Source organism: Pseudanabaena cinerea FACHB-1277, assembly GCF_014696345.1.
Classification (GTDB): Bacteria; Cyanobacteriota; Cyanobacteriia; order Pseudanabaenales; family Pseudanabaenaceae; genus Pseudanabaena; species Pseudanabaena cinerea.
The window spans coordinates 13,130-31,888 of sequence record NZ_JACJPY010000011.1 but is presented as its reverse complement, the minus strand read 5'-3'; the positions used below and the strand labels follow the sequence as shown (position 1 = coordinate 31,888).

Annotated in this window: 16 protein-coding genes; 10 read left to right on the top strand and 6 right to left on the bottom strand. The window is 46.4% G+C overall.

All coding sequences use genetic code 11. The features are described 5' to 3' along the window. Nucleotides 1-79: 79 nt before the first annotated feature. Nucleotides 80-1,699 (bottom strand): NAD(P)H-quinone oxidoreductase subunit 4, encoded by a 1,620-nt coding sequence (locus tag H6F44_RS05770; RefSeq protein WP_190350006.1) that lies wholly within the window; start codon nucleotides 1,697-1,699, stop codon nucleotides 80-82. A 371-nt stretch (nucleotides 1,700-2,070) separates the two neighbouring features. Here H6F44_RS05770 and H6F44_RS05765 point away from each other — a divergent pair, with 371 nt between their 5' ends. The 5 genes from H6F44_RS05765 to H6F44_RS05745 all read left to right on the top strand — a co-directional run bounded on the left by H6F44_RS05765 (nucleotide 2,071) and on the right by H6F44_RS05745 (nucleotide 7,670). Then, nucleotides 2,071-3,252: an aspartate aminotransferase gene (locus H6F44_RS05765; protein ID WP_190350048.1), complete on the top strand. Its 1,182-nt coding sequence runs from the start codon at nucleotides 2,071-2,073 to the stop codon at nucleotides 3,250-3,252. A 66-nt stretch (nucleotides 3,253-3,318) separates the two neighbouring features. Beyond that, nucleotides 3,319-4,170: a prolipoprotein diacylglyceryl transferase gene (gene lgt / locus H6F44_RS05760; RefSeq protein WP_190350005.1), complete on the top strand. Its 852-nt coding sequence runs from the start codon at nucleotides 3,319-3,321 to the stop codon at nucleotides 4,168-4,170. Between the two features lie 3 nt (nucleotides 4,171-4,173). After that, on the top strand, nucleotides 4,174-4,800 hold the full coding sequence (locus H6F44_RS05755; RefSeq protein WP_190350004.1) for a DUF2232 domain-containing protein: 627 nt from the start codon (nucleotides 4,174-4,176) through the stop codon (nucleotides 4,798-4,800). 109 nt (nucleotides 4,801-4,909) lie between these two features. Beyond that, nucleotides 4,910-7,006: an FAD-dependent oxidoreductase gene (locus tag H6F44_RS05750; RefSeq protein WP_190350003.1), complete on the top strand. Its 2,097-nt coding sequence runs from the start codon at nucleotides 4,910-4,912 to the stop codon at nucleotides 7,004-7,006. Nucleotides 7,007-7,112: 106 nt separating this feature from the next. Next, nucleotides 7,113-7,670 carry a Uma2 family endonuclease gene (locus H6F44_RS05745; RefSeq protein WP_190350002.1) on the top strand — a complete coding sequence of 186 codons (558 nt, stop codon included), beginning with the start codon at nucleotides 7,113-7,115 and terminating at the stop codon, nucleotides 7,668-7,670. Between the two features lie 57 nt (nucleotides 7,671-7,727). Here H6F44_RS05745 and pyk read toward each other — a convergent pair whose 3' ends face one another. From pyk to serS, 3 genes are all read right to left on the bottom strand, one after another. Continuing rightward, nucleotides 7,728-9,500, bottom strand: a complete 1,773-nt coding sequence (gene pyk / locus H6F44_RS05740; protein WP_190350001.1) for a pyruvate kinase — start codon at nucleotides 9,498-9,500, stop codon at nucleotides 7,728-7,730. A 268-nt stretch (nucleotides 9,501-9,768) separates the two neighbouring features. Then, nucleotides 9,769-10,455, bottom strand: a complete 687-nt coding sequence (locus H6F44_RS05735) for an L-threonylcarbamoyladenylate synthase (protein ID WP_190350000.1) — start codon at nucleotides 10,453-10,455, stop codon at nucleotides 9,769-9,771. Beyond that, on the bottom strand, nucleotides 10,455-11,729 hold the full coding sequence (serS, locus tag H6F44_RS05730) for a serine--tRNA ligase (protein ID WP_190349999.1): 1,275 nt from the start codon (nucleotides 11,727-11,729) through the stop codon (nucleotides 10,455-10,457). Before serS ends, H6F44_RS05735 begins: the two co-directional genes overlap by 1 nt. A 235-nt stretch (nucleotides 11,730-11,964) precedes the next feature. Here serS and H6F44_RS05725 point away from each other — a divergent pair, with 235 nt between their 5' ends. Both H6F44_RS05725 and H6F44_RS05720 read left to right on the top strand, forming a co-directional pair. Continuing rightward, entirely contained in the window at nucleotides 11,965-12,666 is a 702-nt protein-coding gene (locus H6F44_RS05725) for an ATP-dependent Clp protease proteolytic subunit (RefSeq protein WP_190349998.1), read from the top strand. A gap of 193 nt (nucleotides 12,667-12,859) precedes the next feature. After that, nucleotides 12,860-13,453 carry an ATP-dependent Clp protease proteolytic subunit gene (locus H6F44_RS05720; RefSeq protein ID WP_199302009.1) on the top strand — a complete coding sequence of 198 codons (594 nt, stop codon included), beginning with the start codon at nucleotides 12,860-12,862 and terminating at the stop codon, nucleotides 13,451-13,453. Between the two features lie 140 nt (nucleotides 13,454-13,593). On the opposite strand, the gene uvrC is transcribed toward H6F44_RS05720, so the two are convergent. Continuing rightward, a complete protein-coding gene (gene uvrC, locus H6F44_RS05715; protein ID WP_190349997.1) occupies nucleotides 13,594-15,480 on the bottom strand; it encodes an excinuclease ABC subunit UvrC in 1,887 nt (628 codons plus the stop codon). A 214-nt stretch (nucleotides 15,481-15,694) separates the two neighbouring features. On the opposite strand from uvrC, the gene H6F44_RS05710 reads away from it, so the two are divergent. Both H6F44_RS05710 and H6F44_RS05705 read left to right on the top strand, forming a co-directional pair. Next, nucleotides 15,695-16,378: a response regulator gene (locus H6F44_RS05710; protein ID WP_190349996.1), complete on the top strand. Its 684-nt coding sequence runs from the start codon at nucleotides 15,695-15,697 to the stop codon at nucleotides 16,376-16,378. An 85-nt stretch (nucleotides 16,379-16,463) separates the two neighbouring features. Next, entirely contained in the window at nucleotides 16,464-17,054 is a 591-nt protein-coding gene (locus tag H6F44_RS05705) for a DUF3177 family protein (RefSeq protein ID WP_190349995.1), read from the top strand. 35 nt (nucleotides 17,055-17,089) lie between these two features. Here H6F44_RS05705 and H6F44_RS05700 read toward each other — a convergent pair whose 3' ends face one another. After that, nucleotides 17,090-18,019 (bottom strand): NAD(+) kinase, encoded by a 930-nt coding sequence (locus H6F44_RS05700; protein WP_190349994.1) that lies wholly within the window; start codon nucleotides 18,017-18,019, stop codon nucleotides 17,090-17,092. A 214-nt stretch (nucleotides 18,020-18,233) separates the two neighbouring features. Here H6F44_RS05700 and H6F44_RS05695 point away from each other — a divergent pair, with 214 nt between their 5' ends. Then, nucleotides 18,234-18,728 (top strand): HNH endonuclease, encoded by a 495-nt coding sequence (locus H6F44_RS05695; protein WP_190349993.1) that lies wholly within the window; start codon nucleotides 18,234-18,236, stop codon nucleotides 18,726-18,728. Nucleotides 18,729-18,759 lie beyond the last annotated feature (31 nt).

Below are 18,759 nucleotides of genomic sequence, written 5' to 3'. Positions count from 1 at the left end.
CGCGATAAAATTACAGTCTTCATTAGCGCTGAACTCATTTTATCGAATCGCCGCAGACTTGGGTTTAAAATCCCGATCATTATTCAACGATGCCCAACAAAGTTGGGGATGGCGAACTTGGCAACTTGGGGGCAACCCAACCCGCCGAATATAGAGTGGGATGGGCTTGAGCAACAGTACTAAAGGCATCCCTTGCTTGCTCGGTGACAGCTACGGTTTTGACATCATAGGTTTGAGTAGCCAGCTTAGGATATAGCCCGATCGCCACAATCGGCACGATCAAACAGGCAGCGATAAATACTTCACGGGGATTGGCATCGGTGAAATATGAACTAACCTGCTCAAGGTGCAAGGTGGGATTAGGTTTGCCATAGAACACTTGGCGCAGGGTGGAGAGTAAATAGATAGGCGTGATGATTACGCCAAAGGCAGCGATCGCCACCATGACAGTTTTGAAATTGGCAGAATAAACATCACTAGTGGTAATTCCAAGAAATACCTGCAACTCACTTACAAAGCCACTCATCCCTGGTAAGGCAAGGGATGCCATCGCGGCGGCGGTCATTAGGGCGAATGCTTTGGGCATGGATTTGGCAATACCGCCCATTTCATCCATCATTAAAGTATGGGTGCGATCGTAAGTGACACCAGCAAGGAAGAAGAGGGCGGCGGCAATTAACCCGTGGGACAGCATTTGCAATACTGCGCCACTAACGCCAAGGGCATTGAAGGAGGCTAAGCCCACTAAAATAAAACCCATGTGGGAAATGGAAGAATAGGCAAGACGGCGCTTGAGATGTTGTTGACCAAAGGCAGCGATCGCGCCGTAAACAATGCCAACTACACCTAATACTGCCAATAGGGGCGCAAAATAAACATGGGCATTGGGCAGCATTTCAATATTGAAACGGATCAGCGCATAGCCACCCATTTTTAATAGTACGCCTGCCAAAACCATCGATACGGGTGCGGAAGCTTCACCATGGGCATCGGGCAACCATGTATGCAAAGGGAACATGGGCAGCTTCACACCAAAGGCAATTAAGAAACCTGCATAGGCCAATAATTCAAAGGCGATCGGGTATTGCTTCAGTCCCATTTCCGCCATATTGAAAGTGACGGTATCACCATAAAAAGCCATCGCCAAACCAGCTACCAAAATGAAAATCGAACCGATCGCCGTATATAAAATAAACTTTGTCGCTGCATAGAGTCGCTTGCTTCCCCCCCAAATCGCGATTAGCAAATAAACGGGAATCAATTCCAATTCCCACATGAAGAAAAATAGCAATAAATCTTGCGCCGCAAATACACCAATCTGAGCGCTGTAAAGGCATAGCATCAAGAAGTAAAACAGTCTGGGCTTTTGCTGAACATTTCCCGCCGCAAAAATCGCTAAGGTGGTGATTAAACCTGTCAATACAATCAGGGGCATGGATAAACCATCAACCGCCACTGCCCAATTTAAACCTAGCTGAGGAATCCAGGGATAGCTCTCCGCCATCTGAAGTGTTGGCACTTGCCAATTGTATTGCTGCCAAAATGCGTAGATCATCAGGGACAGTTCTGTAAAAGCCACGGCGATCGCGTAGGAGCGCACATTTTTGCCGTACTTATCAGGAATGACGGGAATTGCACAGGCGGCAATTAGGGGAAACAGGAGAATCGCGGTAAGCCAAGGGAACTCTGCAACAGACATGATGAGGATAAATACTTACTCTTTTTTATTATTGTATGAAGAAATTGTTAACTTGTATTAAGTCTTTCGACATAAAAGTTAACAATTTATCAAATCATCAAAATAGAGCAGAATCTATACCTAGCTTGATATATTAGGCTTTAGATGGATATTCATCTATAAATACTCATTGTACTAATGAATATCATTGATTTCTAGCTATGATTTGCCTCCTTCCCAGTGAAAGGCGGTGAAAGTGCGTTGAAGCAATACTTTCCCAAAATTATTGAGTTTGATTTGGGCGCAAAGCACTGTAAGATTGAATCTCTATGGCTTTTATGGCTATTGCCAGTCTTGTGAAGACACTAAACCTATACGCTTGCAAAATACCGATGAAAACTTGGCTCAAACCTGCTCAGAGACTAGAAAAACTCCCTCAATATGTGTTTGCCCGCTTGGATGAGTTGAAGTTGCGAGCGAAGGAGCAAGGTTTAGATTTAATTGACCTCGGTATGGGTAATCCCGATGGCCCGACCCCGCAACCTGTGATCGATTCGGCGATCGCGGCTTTGCAAAACCCAAAAAATCACGGCTATCCGCCCTTTGAAGGTACTGCCAGTTTTCGCCGTGCCATTACTGACTGGTATCATCGCCGCTATAACGTGCAGCTTGACCCAGAGGGTGAGGCGCTGCCATTGATTGGCTCTAAGGAAGGGCTAGGGCATTTGGCGATCGCCTATATCAATCCTGGGGATGTCGTCCTTGTGCCTAGCCCCGCCTATCCCGCCCATTTTCGTGGGCCCTTACTGGCGGGTGGTGAAATCTATGAGATGATTCTCACCGCCGAAAATAATTGGCTGATTGATCTCAAGGGGATTCCTGAAGACATCGCCAAACGCGCCAAGGTAATGTACTTCAACTATCCCGCCAACCCCACAGGTGCGATCGCCCCCCGTGAATTTTTTGAGGAAGTGGTTGCCTTTGCCAAGAAATACGAAATTCTGCTTGTCCATGATCTCTGTTATGCGGAGCTTGCCTTTGATGGCTATGTCCCTACCAGCTTGTTAGAGATCGAAGGGGGCAAGGATGTGGGCGTGGAGTTTCATACCCTCTCCAAAACCTATAATATGGCAGGCTGGCGCGTGGGCTTTGTGGTGGGCAATCGCCATGTGATCCAAGGCTTACGCACCCTCAAGACTAACCTCGACTATGGCATTTTTTCAGCGATCCAAGTTGCGGCAGAAACCGCTTTGCAACTGCCTGACAAGTATCTCGAAGAAGTGTGCGATCGCTACAAAGAACGCCGTGATTTCTTGATTGCAGGTTTGGGCGCATTGGGTTGGGATATCCCCAAGACCTATGCGACTATGTATTTATGGATTCCTGTCCCCAGTGGCATGAGTTCGGCTGACTTTGCTCTGAAGGTATTAGAAAGTACGGGCGTTGTCTTCACGCCTGGTAGTGCCTTTGGTCAGGGCGGCGAAGGTTATGTCCGCATTAGTCTGATTGCCGATTGCGATCGCCTTGGTGAAGCTCTCGCTAGGCTCAAACAGGCAGGCATTAGATATCATTAGAGAGGTTGGCGCAATGCACTAACCTTTCTGTTTGATTTGATCGCCATAGGAAAAAAAGAAAAAGTGATGAATTTGTTGCCGCTTGCTTTTGAGTTTACTTCCCCAGGACCGATCGCCTTTGAGATTGGTCCATTGTCGATCCGTTGGTATGGACTATTGATCGCTTCGGCAATTATCTTAGGGACAACCCTGGCACAGAATCTGGCAAAGCGGCGCAAAGTTGACCCCGAAATGGTCGGCGATCTGGCAATTTGGCTAGTGGTCGGCGCGATTCCCTTTGCGCGGCTATACTATGTCCTATTTGAGTGGCAACGCTTTCAAAGTCAGCCTTGGCATAAGGCTTTTGCCATTTGGGAAGGGGGCATCGCCATTCATGGCGCAATTATTGGTGGCACGATCGCCGCTATTATTTTTTGCAGCCGCCACAAAATTTCCACATGGGTGATGGCAGATATTTTTATGCCTGCGGTAATTCTCGGACAGGCGATCGGGCGTTGGGGCAATTTCTTCAATTCTGAAGCCTTTGGCGCTCCCACAGATTTACCTTGGAAACTATTGATTCCCATTAACCGCCGCCCCCCTGATTTGATTAATGAGGCTTACTTTCATCCCACTTTTTTATATGAATCTCTCTGGAATTTGGGCGTATTTGCGATTTTGATGATTACATTTTTGCGATTTCCCAAGCTAAGGGCAGGTACAATCACGATGATCTATGCGATCGCCTATAGCATCGGCAGATTTTGGATCGAAGGGCTTCGCACTGATAGTTTGATGGTCGGCTCTTTGCGGACGGCACAAATTGTAAGTCTAGTGGCGATCGCCGCAGGGAGCATCGGGTTAGTTTGGCTCTATGCCATGCGCCGCCGCCTGCCTGATACCAATTCACAGGAAGTCATTGCGGAAGCCCAAGATTAGAGTATGTCCCAATCACCACAAAATCATCCCCGTGAAATGGTAGAGACTGCCTTTCTTGCCAGTACCACCGCCATGCTATTCCTGATTAATTTTTATTTTCCCGTAGGTCCTTTACTGCGGATGTTATTTCCATTACCCACTGCTCTCGCCTATTTGCGTTGGCATGGACGGGCTGCATGGATGTCTGTCATCGTCACGGCGCTACTATTGGCAATTTTGATGGGTCCCACCCGCAGCATTCAATATCTAATTCCCCACGGCATAGTGGGTGTGACATTGGGCTATCTCTGGAAACGGAACTTTCCTTGGGCGGGGTCCCTGAGCATTGCCACGATCATTGGGGCGATCGGTACGGGCTTCCAATTTGCGTTTGTGTCATTGCTGCTTGGCGAAAATGTGTGGAATTATTCCATTGTCCAAATTACCAGTTTTCTCAATTGGTTAATGCAGTTGTTTGGTTCTTTAGAGCAGCCAGATTTTGCAGCAATTCAAGCCTTTGCGATCGCGGGAATTGTTTTTAGTAATTTTGCCTATCAATTGCTGGTGCATTTAGTAGCTTGGATTGTCTTAGATCGCCTTGGCAACCCGATCCCCCATCCGCCCAAGTGGATTGAAGGATTGCTAGAATAGTCTTCCAGAGATCCCCCTCAATCCCCCTTACTTAATTTATTCTCCCCCCTTTACAAGGGGGGCTGGGGGGGTATCTACACCTCGAAATGAAGAGAGAGACCGTAAAAGTATGCGACATTCCCATTTCCATAGAGTTCTCAATAAATACTGTGGCGCAATAATTGCATCCTCAGCGATCGCCACTATATTCACGCTATTTCCCAATCAAGCGATCGCCCAAAATTTATCACCATCTACCCCACGCAACCCTGATGTAGTAGAAGATTGCGAAGTCCTAATTGTGGGTGGTGGTGTGGCAGGTACTGCTGCCGCCTACGAAGCACTCCTTGCGGGGCGCATAGTCTGCATGACCGAGATTACAGATTGGATGGGTGGACAGATTACCGCGCAGGGGACTTCGGCTTTAGATGAAGCGAAAAAGCAGCGCAATCTCTGGTTCTTTCCTAAAGGCTATAGTGAATTTCGCAAACGGATAGAACAAACCTATGGCAAGTTAAACCCAGGAGACTGCTGGGTAAGTGTATCCTGCTTTATTCCCAATACTGCCCAAAAGATTCTAGTGGCAATGCTTGATGAGGCGGCACAAAAAGGGAATGGCAAATTAAAATGGTTCCCAAATACGGTGATCAAAAAGTTAGAAATGTCTACTGATCGCCAATTAATTGAAGGTGCGATCGCCATTCAACATCGTCCTGCGCCCAATAGTGCTGTCCTAAATACGGAGCCGCTTTCAGCCATTATTGAAGATGCCTATCGTTACGAAAATTCTTCCCGTCTGCACAAACAGGTGATTAAATTCAAACCTGCAACAAAAACGCAAACTAGAGCGCAAACTAAAGCGCAAACTAATAATTGGTTTGTGATTGATTCTACGGAAACAGGGGAAATTATTGCTCTTGCCGATGTTCCCTATCGACTGGGCATCGATCCGCGATCGCATCTCAACCCTTCTTCCCCCGTAACTGTAAATGATCCTTACTGCACCCAAGGCTTCACCTATACCTTTGCAATGGAGCAGACTGCGGAACCACAACCACAAACCAAGCCGCCCTTTTACGATCGCTACTTACCCTACTACGGCTCTGACCCCAAACCAAATCTTGCCAATTTTGATGTGATTTTTACCTATCGCCGCATTTGGAGTGCAATTACGGAAGGTTCTAATTCTCAGAAAAAGAATGCTTTTGGTGTTTCGCCAATGAAGGCGGGGGATATCTCCATGCAGAACTGGGTTTGGGGAAATGACTATCGCCCAGGTACTGCCAAGGATAATCTAATTTACACAAGGGAACAATTGCAGCGATCGGGGCAGTTGGAACCCCATGGCTGGATGGGCGGGTTACGCACAGAAACCCTCAAAAGCGGTGAAGAAATTGCCCTCGGTTTTTACTATTGGCTAGTAGCAGGCACAACTGATTCACAGCAAAAGACAAATTGGAAAAAGCCATTTCCCAACCATCGCTTGCTCACGGGTTTAAACTCACCAATGGGAACGATGCATGGACTATCGAAATATCCCTATATCCGCGAGTCACGGCGGATCATCGGCAGACCTGCCTATGGCTATCCTGAAGGCTTTAGTATGTCGGAAATTGATGTGTCGCGGGTGGATTTTAGTACAGAAGTATATCGCAATAATCTTTCGGAGTCGCAATATCGCAGCCTATGGAAGGCGATCGCTGGTTTAGAAGCCGCTAGTGCCATTAGAAATAATACTGCCCCGCAAAATATTCCTCGGCGCACTCGTTCCACTATCTATCCTGATGCGATCGGTATTGCCCAATATTATCTAGATTTCCATCCCTGCCTCAGTGAATATCCTGTGGAGAAGGCTGGTAATACCGAACGAGCAGGGGTTCGCAATGGTCACGGAGCGGCTTTTCCTGGACAAATTCCCTTGCGATCGCTGATTCCGCAAAGGGTTGATAATTTGATTGTTTCGGGCAAAAATATTGCCTTCAGTTATATTGTTGCCGCAGGTTATCGGGTGCATTCCTATGAGTGGTCAGTGGGAGCCGCCGCAGGCACAACGGCTGCTTTTGCCCTTGCTGAAGGGATTTTTCCTTATCAATTGGTGGCAAGTTTGCCCAGAATCAATCCGCTATTGACCCAGTTGCAACAAAGACTAGTCCAAAATCAGAATGCGATCGCTTTTCCCGATACTTCTATATTCAATCTCAATTGGGAAGATTGGAAAATTTGGTAAGTGTTGAGTAGTTGAGAATATTATGGCGATCGCCCCTTGCTTGTTGATTTGTTTGTGGGGAAGCGATCGCTGTTACTATTAGATTAGTTTTTGAGGGTATGGAGCTATGACTACTACAGCAATTAAACCCATAACTATAGATGCGTTTTTGCAACTGCCCGAAACTAAACCTGCCTCTGAATTTATTCATGGACAAATCATTCAAAAAGCAATGCCACAAGGTGAACATAGTGAACTTCAGATAGATCTATGCGAAGCTATTAATCAAGTCACTAAACCACAAAAAATTGCCAAGGCTTTTCCAGAATTGCGCTGTGTTTTTGGTGGGTTAGCTATTGTCCCAGACATATCTGTATTTCGTTGGGAAAGAATTCCTCGTCTTCCATCAGGTCGTATTGCTAACCGTTTTGAAATTCATCCTGATTGGGCTATTGAAATTCTTTCCCCTGATCAACGATATAAGCAAGTTTTGGGTAAACTTCTGCATTGTGTGGAGTATGGTACTGAATTGGGCTGGCTGCTTGATGCAGAAGATGAGAGTATTTTGGTGGTGGATGGCGATCGCCGTGTTAAGGAATTTACCCATAGCGATCGCTTGCCAGTTTTAACAGGAATTGATTTGGATCTGACGGTTGAGCAGATTTTTAGCTGGCTAAGTCTTTAGGACGTTGGCTCTGTGATTATTCATCACTTTGCGCTCAAACCCAAGCTAGAAAAGATATTAAAAAGCTAACTCATCGGTACGTGAGCCAGAATAGATCATCCCTTTATGGAAATTGATACTTAAAGGTTCACCATCACGGATAAAGCCCGTAGCATTTTTTACCCCAATCAGGATTGGGATGCCCAGCCTGCGTCCGATTACTACTGCATGGGAATCCAAACTTCCCTCCTCCGTAATCACCGCCGCCGCCTTACGAATTACTTCCACATAGTCAGCATCAGTATTATCAATGACTAAGATCTCACCCTTATTAAAATCACGCACATCAAGGTGATGGAAAGCCACCCTAGCCCGACCATGCACCATACCAGAGCCGACACTCAAACCACGTCCAACCACTGATGACACAAACTCGACCTTGATTAGATCTGTGGAACCTGAGACATCCTGTAAAGTGCCTGCGGACATTACCACCAAATCTCCTGCGGTCAGGAGCTTCATCTCTTGAGCAAGGTTTAGCGCCGCCTCAAAATTTTGTCTAGCCGATGGCAAAGACAACATCACTAAAGGTTGCACGCCCCAAACCATTTGCAATCGCCTTGCCACCTGCACATTGGGAGTCACTGCCAAAATGGGAATCGGTGGACGGAATTTGCTGACATTGCGGGCAGTAGAGCCTGTTTTGGTGAGCGTGACGATCGCTGCCGCATCAAGTTGCATGGCAATCCGCCCCACCGCTTGGCTAATGGCATTGGGGACGGCTCGCCCCATACTTTCAATGGGCTGCATTTTTAGATCCTGCTCCCTCTCGATCCGCACCGCGATCCTTGCCATCGTCTCCACAGCCAAAATCGGATATTTGCCTACAGCCGTTTCATTGGAAAGCATCACCGCATCCGTACCATCAATGATCGCATTGGCGACATCTGAAATTTCGGCACGAGTAGCACGAGGACTATTCACCATGCTGTCGAGCATTTGGGTCGCTGTAATTACAGGGATGCCCATACGGTTGGCGGTTTTGATCAATTGCTTTTGGGCGATCGGCACATCCTCCGCAGGGATTTCCACGCCCAAATCACCCCTGGCCACCATCACTCCATCACATACTGCTAGGATTGCCTCCATGTTAGTAATTGCCTCATGCTTTTCGATCTTGGCAATCACACTGGCATTGCGCCCCGAAGCTGCGATTAAATCCTTAACCTCTAGCACATCCTCAGGATGGCAAACAAAGCTTAGCGCCACCCAATCCACACCTTCGGACAAGCCAAACCTAAGATCCTCACGATCTTTGTCTGTCATAGCACTAACCGACAAATGTACATTGGGAAAATTTACGCCTTTATTATTCGAGAGTGTACCGCCAATCACCACACGGCAGTAAAGATCTCCCAAATCTGCATTGACATCTTCGACAACCATTTCCACTTTGCCATCATCGAGCATAATCACTGCTCCAATTGGCACTTCCTCGGCAAGCTTGTCGTAAGTAATACAGCTAATTTCGTTTGTACCATCGACTCTGCGACTGGTTAACGTAAACTTATCGCCTCTATTTAATTGAATTGGCCCCTCTTTAAATACTCCAAGGCGAATTTTGGGTCCTTGTAAGTCCTGTAATATACCGACAGGTTGGTTAAGTTCACTGGATACTTGGCGAATATTACAAATACTGCGATGGTGATCGGCATGGACCCCATGGGAGAAATTTAAGCGAAAAGTGGTTGCACCTGCTTCGATAAGCTGGCGTAGCATCTCTGGGCTACTGGTGGCGGGGCCAATGGTGGCAACAATTTTGGTGCGACGAAAGGTTTCTCTAACGGTCATGGATATTCAGCTAACGGCGGATCTCAAACATACCAGAATGTCATGACAAAAGTTTATTTATTGTTTAGTCACAACTATGCAAGCTTTTGAGCTTTACTTTGATTTTATATTTGCCACAGGCGAAACTAATATGAATCCAAGCAATATCGGGATGGGCTTTGCCCAAGTCAATAGTTTTGACGCTCACTAATTTGCTGAATTTGCTTTAATTTAGATTAGATGCAAGATTAGATACAGGGCATATAGGCGATCGCGCAGATCCAAATGCTTATAATCGCGATGCAACATCAAAGAAGTTGCCTAAACCTTGACGGATTACCTCAGGATGTAAATCATCGGTGAGATCGACAATAGTCGAAACTTCCGAGCCATTTTCTGAACCATCATCGATGATCAAATCCACTAGTTTAGAGAAGCGATCGAATAACTCAATTTTGGGCAACTCGCAAACATGACGCTGCTTAACACCCTTGACCGCATAATCAAACTCATCATCATCTGCTTGCATATCCCGAAGATTGGCTGAGGTGGAAATAATCGGATTTTGAAGCCTTTCAATGATCATTTGCGATAGTTTGTGATCGGGAACGCGGATACCTGTGGTTTTGCGCTTCGGGTTCATGACCAGTTTCGGCACTTGTTTTGTGGCAGGCAAAATGAAGGTGAAAGGACCTGGCACTAGGCTTTTCATGGTGCGATAGTTGGCATTAGAAACGATCGCATATTCCGCAATATTCGACAAAGAAGAACATAAAAAGGTCAAGGGCTTGTCATTAGACATTTGCTTAAGCTGTCGCACACGCTGCACCGCCGACTTTGACATCAGATCGCAGCCGATCGCATAGACCGTATCCGTGGGATAAAGCATGATCGCGCCACCCCGCAACGCATTGACAATCTGAGTGATCGTGCGCTCTTGCGGGTTGTCGGGATTGAGCCGATGGATAGTTGCCATTAGAGATATTCCCTGTTGAGTAAAGGTTGCAACACTTCAGGAATTAGCACCCGTCCGTCTGCCTGTTGATAATTTTCGAGAATTGCGGTCATCGTCCGCCCCACCGCCAAACCTGAGCCATTGAGGGTATGCACAAACTCGGTTCCCTTCTTGCCCTTGCTCCTAAAGCGAATATTGGCACGTCTAGCTTGAAAATCATGGAAATTCGAGCAGCTAGAAATTTCGCGGTAAGTATTGGCGGTGGGCAACCAAACTTCGAGGTCATAGCACTTAGCGGCACTAAAACCCATATCGCCCGTGCAGAGTTCTACCACCCGATAGGGCAGTTTTAGCGCTTGCAAAATTGATTCGGCATCACTTACCAGTTGCTCATGCTCAGCCGCAGAATTTTCGGGCAGGACAAATTTGACTAATTCCACCTTATTAAATTGGTGCAAGCGAATCAGTCCCCGCGTATCCCGTCCATAGCTACCTGCCTCACGGCGAAAACAAGGGGTATAGGCGCAATGATAAATGGGCAGATTTTCACCCTCCAAAATTTCATCGCGATATAAATTCGTCACAGGCACTTCCGCCGTGGGAATCAGCCAGAGATCGTCCTCTGCACATTTAAATAGATCTTCGGCAAATTTGGGTAACTGCCCTGTGCCAGTCATGCTGTCACTATTCACCAATAGCGGCGGCGCAACCTCAGTGTAACCATTGGCAGTGTGGGTATTGAGCATAAACTGAATTAAGGCACGTTCCAACGCTGCCCCCGCCCCAATGAGATTAACAAACCTTGCTTGGGAGATTTTAACAGCGCGTTCAAAATTAAGGATGCCTAGTTTTTCGCCAATTTCCCAATGGGGCTGAATATCGGTGCGAGTAGTTTTATACTCATCGCCCCAACGCCGCACTTCTACATTTTCTTTCTCATCCTTACCGATGGGGGCGCTTTCACTAGGCAGGTTGGGCAAGGTCATTAAAATTCCGTTGCTTGCCTCCCGCAATGACTTTTCCTGCGGCTCCAATGCGGCTAATAGTTGCTTAATTTCTAGCGATCGCCCCTTAAGTTGCTCGATTTCGGCGGCAGGCGCACCCGCCTTCATCTTCATGCCCACCTGCTTACCGATGTCATTGCTTTCTGCCTGCAAGTGCGATCGCTGGGTTTCTAACTCCCTTGCCTGCTGCTCTAGTGCCAATAATTGACTAAGGTCATAGCCCTTGCCACGACTATTGAGGCGCGTTTGGATTTGTTCAGGCTGCGATCGCAGAAGCTTAATGTCTAACACGAAATTTTATTTTGTAGAATAAATACACATAAAAATAATACAGCGCTTTGGGCTGTCTCAAAACCTGCAAAGAGATAAGTCTAAGAATCGGATGGCTGTGCTTCTCCCCATCACTCGCTTCTTGGATTTTGGAAATTTGACGGCTAACCCTACCTCAAAACCTAACCAACCCTGACCAAGACAGTGGGATCGCTGTGATAAGCTAACAATGTCAGTGTCATTAACACGAATAAACATGGATCGACCTTCTCGCTCTGTTCCCCGCGCCGCCCAAGCCGCCTATTACGGGGATTCGTCATACGGACGCACACCGCCGCCTGACTTACCTTCGCTATTGCTAAAAGAGCGGATTATTTACTTTGGGTTGCCGCTTGTATCGCCTGACGAATACAAACAGCAGCTTGGTGTCGATGTTACCGAATTGCTAATCGCCCAACTCCTCTATTTGCAATACGAAGATCCCGAAAAACCGATTTTCCTATACATCAACTCTACGGGGACATCTTGGTACACAGGCGATGCGATCGGCTTTGAAACCGAAGCCTTTGCCATCTGTGACACCCTCAACTATATCAAACCGCCCGTACATACCATCTGTCTTGGTCAAGCAATGGGAACCGCCGCGATGATCCTTGCCTCTGGCACAAAGGGCTTCAGAGCCAGCTTACCCAACGCCACCATCGTACTTCACCAAGCCCGCCGCCAAACTAGAGGGCAAGCCTCTGACCTGCAAATACAGGCGAAGGAAGTATTGACCAACCGCGCCGCCATGCTCAAAATCCTGTCCAACACAACGGGCAAGGAGCCTGAAGTATTGACCAAAGACATGGATCGGATGTTTTACATGACCCCAGAGCAGGCAAAAGAATACGGGCTAATCGATCGCGTCTTGGAAAGTGCCAAAGACTTGCCAAAAGCTTTGCCTGCACTTGTTTAAGCTGTTAGCTGTTAGCTGTTAGCTCAATTGATTCTAAATTCCATAGCCAACATAAAGACATCCATCAGAAGCTAAAAGCTAAATGCTAAAAGCCAATCGCTAAAAGCTAAATGCTAAAAGCTAAAAGCTAAAAGCTAAAAGCTAAAAGCTAAAAGCTAAAAATCAAAATCCCACCAATCCCAAAAACAAACCTATGCCTATCGGTGTTCCTAGAGTTCCCTATCGCTATCCTGGTGATACTTTCACGCAGTGGATTAGTATCTATGAGCGTCTGTCCATGGAGCGCATCATTTTTATGAGTGGTGAAGTGACAGATGGTATGGCTAATTCGATTATTGCGCGTCTTCTATACTTTGACTCTGAGGATCAAACCAAAGATATCTATATGTATATCAACTCCCCAGGTGGTTCTGTATCCGCAGGTTTAGCAATCTTTGATACGATGCAACATATCAAGGCTGAAGTAACCACGATTTGCGTTGGTTTGGCGGCTTCGATGGGTTCCTATCTGCTCATGGCTGGCACTAAGGGTAAACGCTTTGCTCTGCCCAATGCGCGAATCATGATTCACCAACCTTCGGGCGGTACTAGGGGACAAGCCTCAGATATTGAAATCGAAGCAAGGGAAATTTTGCGAATTCGCCAAAAGCTGAATGAGGAGTATGCTAAGCGCACTGGTCAACCTTTGGAAAAGATTGAACGCGATATGAACCGCGATTACTATATGTCTGCGGAAGAAGCGCTAAATTATGGCTTGATTGATCGCGTACTAAGTTCACCTCAATAAAAATTGAAATTACAGCCTACGGAGACTTTCTGTAGTAAGTAGTTCACCATAATTAAAACCTAAAATCAGAAGCTGTCCCCCGCTATGCAGGTGGGACAGCTTTTTAGAATCAACTTTTTATATCAATAGGGTGTAAGGGATTAATCATTTTGAGGGTGAAAATGATTGTAAATAAGTTGGGCTAACTTTTTGCCGATGCCATCGGTTTCCGCAATTTGTTCCACAGTTGCTTGACGAATATATTCTACAGAGTGGAATTTCTCTAGGAGAATTTTTTGGCGGTGATGACCCAGACCATTAATTTGATCAAGGTGCGATCGCTGCATTCTTTGGCTCCGTTTTTTACGATGAAAGGTAATCGCGAAACGGTGAGCCTCATCGCGCAAGCGTCGCAATACCTGCACTCCCGCCCGTTCAGGATCGCCACTAATTAATGGTTCCGACTGTTCGGGCAGAAATATTTCTTCGCGCTTCTTGGCTAAGCTAATCACCGTTAGGCGATCGCGCAGTCCTAGCTTATCAATAATTTTCATCACCGAAGATAGCTGCCCCTTACCGCCATCAATCATGATCAAATCAGGAAAATCGGGTTCAGGGGAACTGGGGATTGGAGATTGGGGATTGGTGTGATTTTTGAATCTTCTCGCAATTACTTCTGCTAGACTGGCGAAATCATCGGAGTGACCAGATTGAATATCAGGATTGCGGATTTTGTAATGGCGATAGTGCTGCTTTGCAGGGATACCATCGACAAAAACAACTTGGCTGGCAACGGCATCAGAGCCTTGAATGTGGGAAATGTCATAGCCCTCAATACGATGGGGCAGGTGATCGAGATTGAGGATCTCAGCGAGATCCTCTAATCCTTGTAAATTACGATCGCTACGATCGCTTTGTTTTTGGATTCTGGCTAATTCGTACTGAGCGTTACGCTCCACCATTTCGACTAATTCTGCTTTAAGTTGCCTCTGTGGAGTCGCGATCGCCACTTTGCGCCCCTTGCGATCGCTGAGCCATGCTTGCAAGATCTCAAGTTCAGGCAGTTCCAATTGTGTATGTATTTCATTGGGAATTTCCACAGGATCGCAGTTTTGATAATGAGCCTCCAAGGTTCTTTGCAAAATCCCCTCTGGACTAGCACTCTGACTATCGGCAACAAAAGCCAACCTGCCCACCAAACGTCCTGCCCTAATTTGGAATAGCTGGATGCAGGTGTGCTGCTCGTCATAGGCTAGGGCGATCGCATCACGGGAGACAGTATCATCGGGCAATGACACCTTTTGATTTGCACCCAAATTTTGCAATACCTGTATGCGATCGCGTAGATCTGCCGCCTTCTCAAACTCCAGATTTGCCGCCGCTAATTCCATCTTCTCAGTAAAAGACTGCACTAATTCACTAGATCGCCCTTGAAAAACCATCGCCACCTTGAGCATTGTCTGTCGATAGTCTTGGGGTGAAATCTTTTCTTGGCATACCCCAGGGCATAGACCCATATCATAATTTAGGCAAGGTCGATCTTTAAAAACAGGAATAGGACGCTGCCGTAATGGAAAAGCCCGTTTAATAATTCCTAAAGTACGCTTGAGATTAAAAACATCAACGTAGGGACCGTAATATTTGTCTTTTGTGCCGCCCATGCGCCGCTTACGGGTGATAAAAATGCGCGGATAATCCTCTGACCAAGTAATGCAGACATAGGGATATTTCTTGTCATCTTTAAGGAGGACGTTGTAATAAGGCTGATATTGCTTAATTAAGTTGGCTTCTAGGGCAAGTGCTTCGGCTTCCGAATCAGTGACAATAAACTCAATCTCATGCACCAATTGCACCATCATCGCAATGCGTGGCGACAAGTCCAGACTATTGCGAAAGTAAGAGCGCACCCGATTTCGCAAAGCCTTAGATTTGCCAATATAGATCACTCCGTCAAGGCGATCGCGCATAAAGTAAACCCCCGCCTCTAGGGGTATTTCTTTGAGTCTAGCCTGTAGTTTTTCAGGGTTTTGTAGTAACGGCTCAGTCATAGACTCAATGTTAGCAAAACTTGATGGGCTTCATTTTGCTGAGGGTCTTAAAATGCGATCTTAAGGCGATCGCCAGATTGATAGCCTATATTCTTGAGCTACTCTTTCCCTCAATAGGCTGCCTTGGCTAAGCATAAAAAAATAAACTGTTTTTATTACCACTTCTGTGAGATTCTGATAGCAATATAGATCCGCATAATTTGCAAAACTGCTTATGAGTTCAATTCGTGTTGTTCTAATTGAAGACCATGACCTTACCCGTATGGGCATGAAGATAGCCCTGCAACAACAAGGCGAGTTGGAATTTGTAGGTGAAGCTGCCACGGGCGCGGAAGGTGTGGCGATCATCAATAGCCAACAGCCAGATGTGGCGATCGTGGACTTGGGTTTGCCTGATATGGATGGGGTGGAAGTGACCCGTCAAATCAAGGCAACCGAAACTGGCAAAGCCACTAAGGTTTTAATTTTGACCTTGACTGACAACCAAGAAACAGTACTAGCCGCCTTTGCCGCAGGTGCTGACTCTTACTGCATCAAAGACATCAGTTCTGAAAATCTCGTTCAAGCCTTAAAGCTTACAGCCGAGGGCAATTCATGGATTGACCCAGCGATCGCCAGTATCGTATTGCAACAGGTGCGCCGTCGAGAGGCAACCGTGGAAATAGATGCCGCAGAAGCTGATTACAAACAGGTACTAGAGGCCACACCTCTGACCGAAAGAGAGCTAGAAGTTCTTTCGGAGATTGTCAATGGTAATAGCAATGCTGAAATTGCAACGAAGCTATACATTACGGTCGGCACGGTCAAAACCCATGTGCGTAACATCCTCAACAAACTCTGTGCTGATGATCGTACCCAAGCTGCTGTTCGCGCTTTGAGGGCAGGGTTGGTAAAATAGCATAACGCCGCCTCTTTTGATCAGCCAAATCAACCAAATCTCAAAGTTATCTCTCTCTAATTTTTCTCCCATCTCTCTCTAATCTATGGATGTCGCCCTTATTCGTCAATTAGTTTGGCTAGACTATCGATTAGCTTTAATATTTACAGCGATCGCCCCCCTTGTACTGTTGATTTGGTCATTGCGCGTAGATAATATTGCCATCAAGCGATCGCTGCTATTGTATTGGCGAGTTGCCAGCATGGTGCTAATTACAATTTATTTGGCGATCGGTAATATTGGTGCATCGTTTATTTCTGGCATCCTTGCCAATATTTTGATTGTCTTAGCACTATGGTTTTGGCGCGATCTTAACGAAGATATCAATGCATCACGTCATATTCTCAAACCTATTTATTTAGGATGGCGCTGGGCTGCTAGTTTTTACTGTGTTCTCACTGGCATATTTCGCCTCATCTTTGCCAACTGTGCCTTTGTGAGCAGCGATCGCCTTAGCGATGTTTGTAAGGTTTGGTTTGAACCACCCGCTAGTTTTGGTAAATTTTTCAGTGGCTTCATCGCGCCCGAAAATCTCGCCTTTGCGGGGGCAGTTGCAGGCATAGTTTATATGCTGTATTTATCTATATTTTTGGTGTTTAGTCTGCCTAAAACAGGGCGGATTGCCTTTCGTGATTAATTATTGAAAATGTGGCGTAGCCACACTTTTAATAATTAATCACGGTTTTGATTGGGATAGCGCACCCTAGCCCCAGTCCATAGTAATTTTTGGCGCAATGCTTGGTAATAGGAATAGTCTTCGCGCAGTACGATAAATTGGGCTTGATGTTCAGACATCCGAATGTCTACCTTTTGACCATGAAAGATGGAACTAGCAATCACACCATCTGTCCAAAGTTTTAAACTCAGGTCATCAATCGAAAGAGGCCAGATGCTGACAGTGAGCTTGGGGGGGATCACGATCGCTCGACTAGATAAACTCAATGGACAAATCGGTGTAATGGCGATCGCGTGCATTCCAGGATGTACGATTGGACCATTGGCAGCAACAGTATAGGAGGTTGAGCCTGTGGGCGTTGCCACAATTAATCCATCTCCATGATATTGATCCACGATTTCGCCATCGATTTCTAGCTCTAGGGATGCTGTGACCATGCGATCGGGCGAAGCAGGTTTAACACACATTTCATTGAGGCATAAAAAAGACTCCTGCGGCTGGCTGATATTCATACCTAAGCATTTATCAACAGTAATAACTTTTGCCTCTAACATCATGCGGCGCTCGATTGCAAAGCGATCAGACAACAAGCGCTCCCAAATTTCCTGTGTATTTTGACATTCCTCGATCGCATGGGTGAGAAACCCCAGATGCCCCCCGACATTGATCGCTAAAATTGGCACTCCCAACCTCGCCAAATATCTCGCGGCTCCCAAGGTTGCGCCATCGCCCCCCAAGATCAAGGCAAAATCTATTTCGCGGTGCAAAGACTCAATAAACACAGGGTAAGGATTATCATTTGCGCCTGTTGGCCCCATCAGCACCTTTACCCCCAAAGATTCTAATTCGCAACTACAACGCTCAGCCCAATCTTTCCCAACTTGACTACCTGACTTATAGGCAATGATTGCTTTACGAATATTCACAAATGTTGCTCCGCAGCTAAATTGAGATGACTAAACATTTGTTAAATCCTAGCTTAGGGCTGTGTCGTAAAAGTAAGAGAATCGGTTTCTGAAGACGCAACTGAGCCGCGCCATCAAAAATCGATTCCTTTGAGATCCTGAAAATTGATATATAAGCCTTATGTAAATTTTCGGTTAGCTGTGTTAGCATCTTTTGTACGTCAGATGGATAGTAATGGCAAAAGTCTTAGTACTCAACGCATCCTATGAGCCGCTGAACATTACCAATTGGCAGCGGGCTATTGTGTTGGTTATAAAAGGCAAGGCAGAACAGGTGGAGCATAATGGCAAGATGATTTATCCAGGGATGCCCCTGCCCACTGTGATCCGAATGCTGCATTACATCAATATCCCTTACAAAGAAATTCCCCTCACCCGCCGCAATATTCTCCACCGTGATGCCCATTCCTGCCAATATTGTGGACATATCGGGGATGATTTGACCCTCGATCATGTTTTGCCGCGATCGCGTGGTGGCGGCGACAGTTGGGAAAATATTACCACTGCCTGTGTGCGTTGTAATGTCAAAAAGGGCAACCGCACGCCCAAGGAGGCAGGAATGCCCCTCAAAAAGCAGCCCCGCCGTCCCCATAGTGGTTTGCATTTTGAGGTTAGTAAGTATTTGCGATCGGGCAACCATGACGAATGGCAGAAATACATTATTAACTGACAGTAATGCTGTGTGGAACGCGGCATCACTC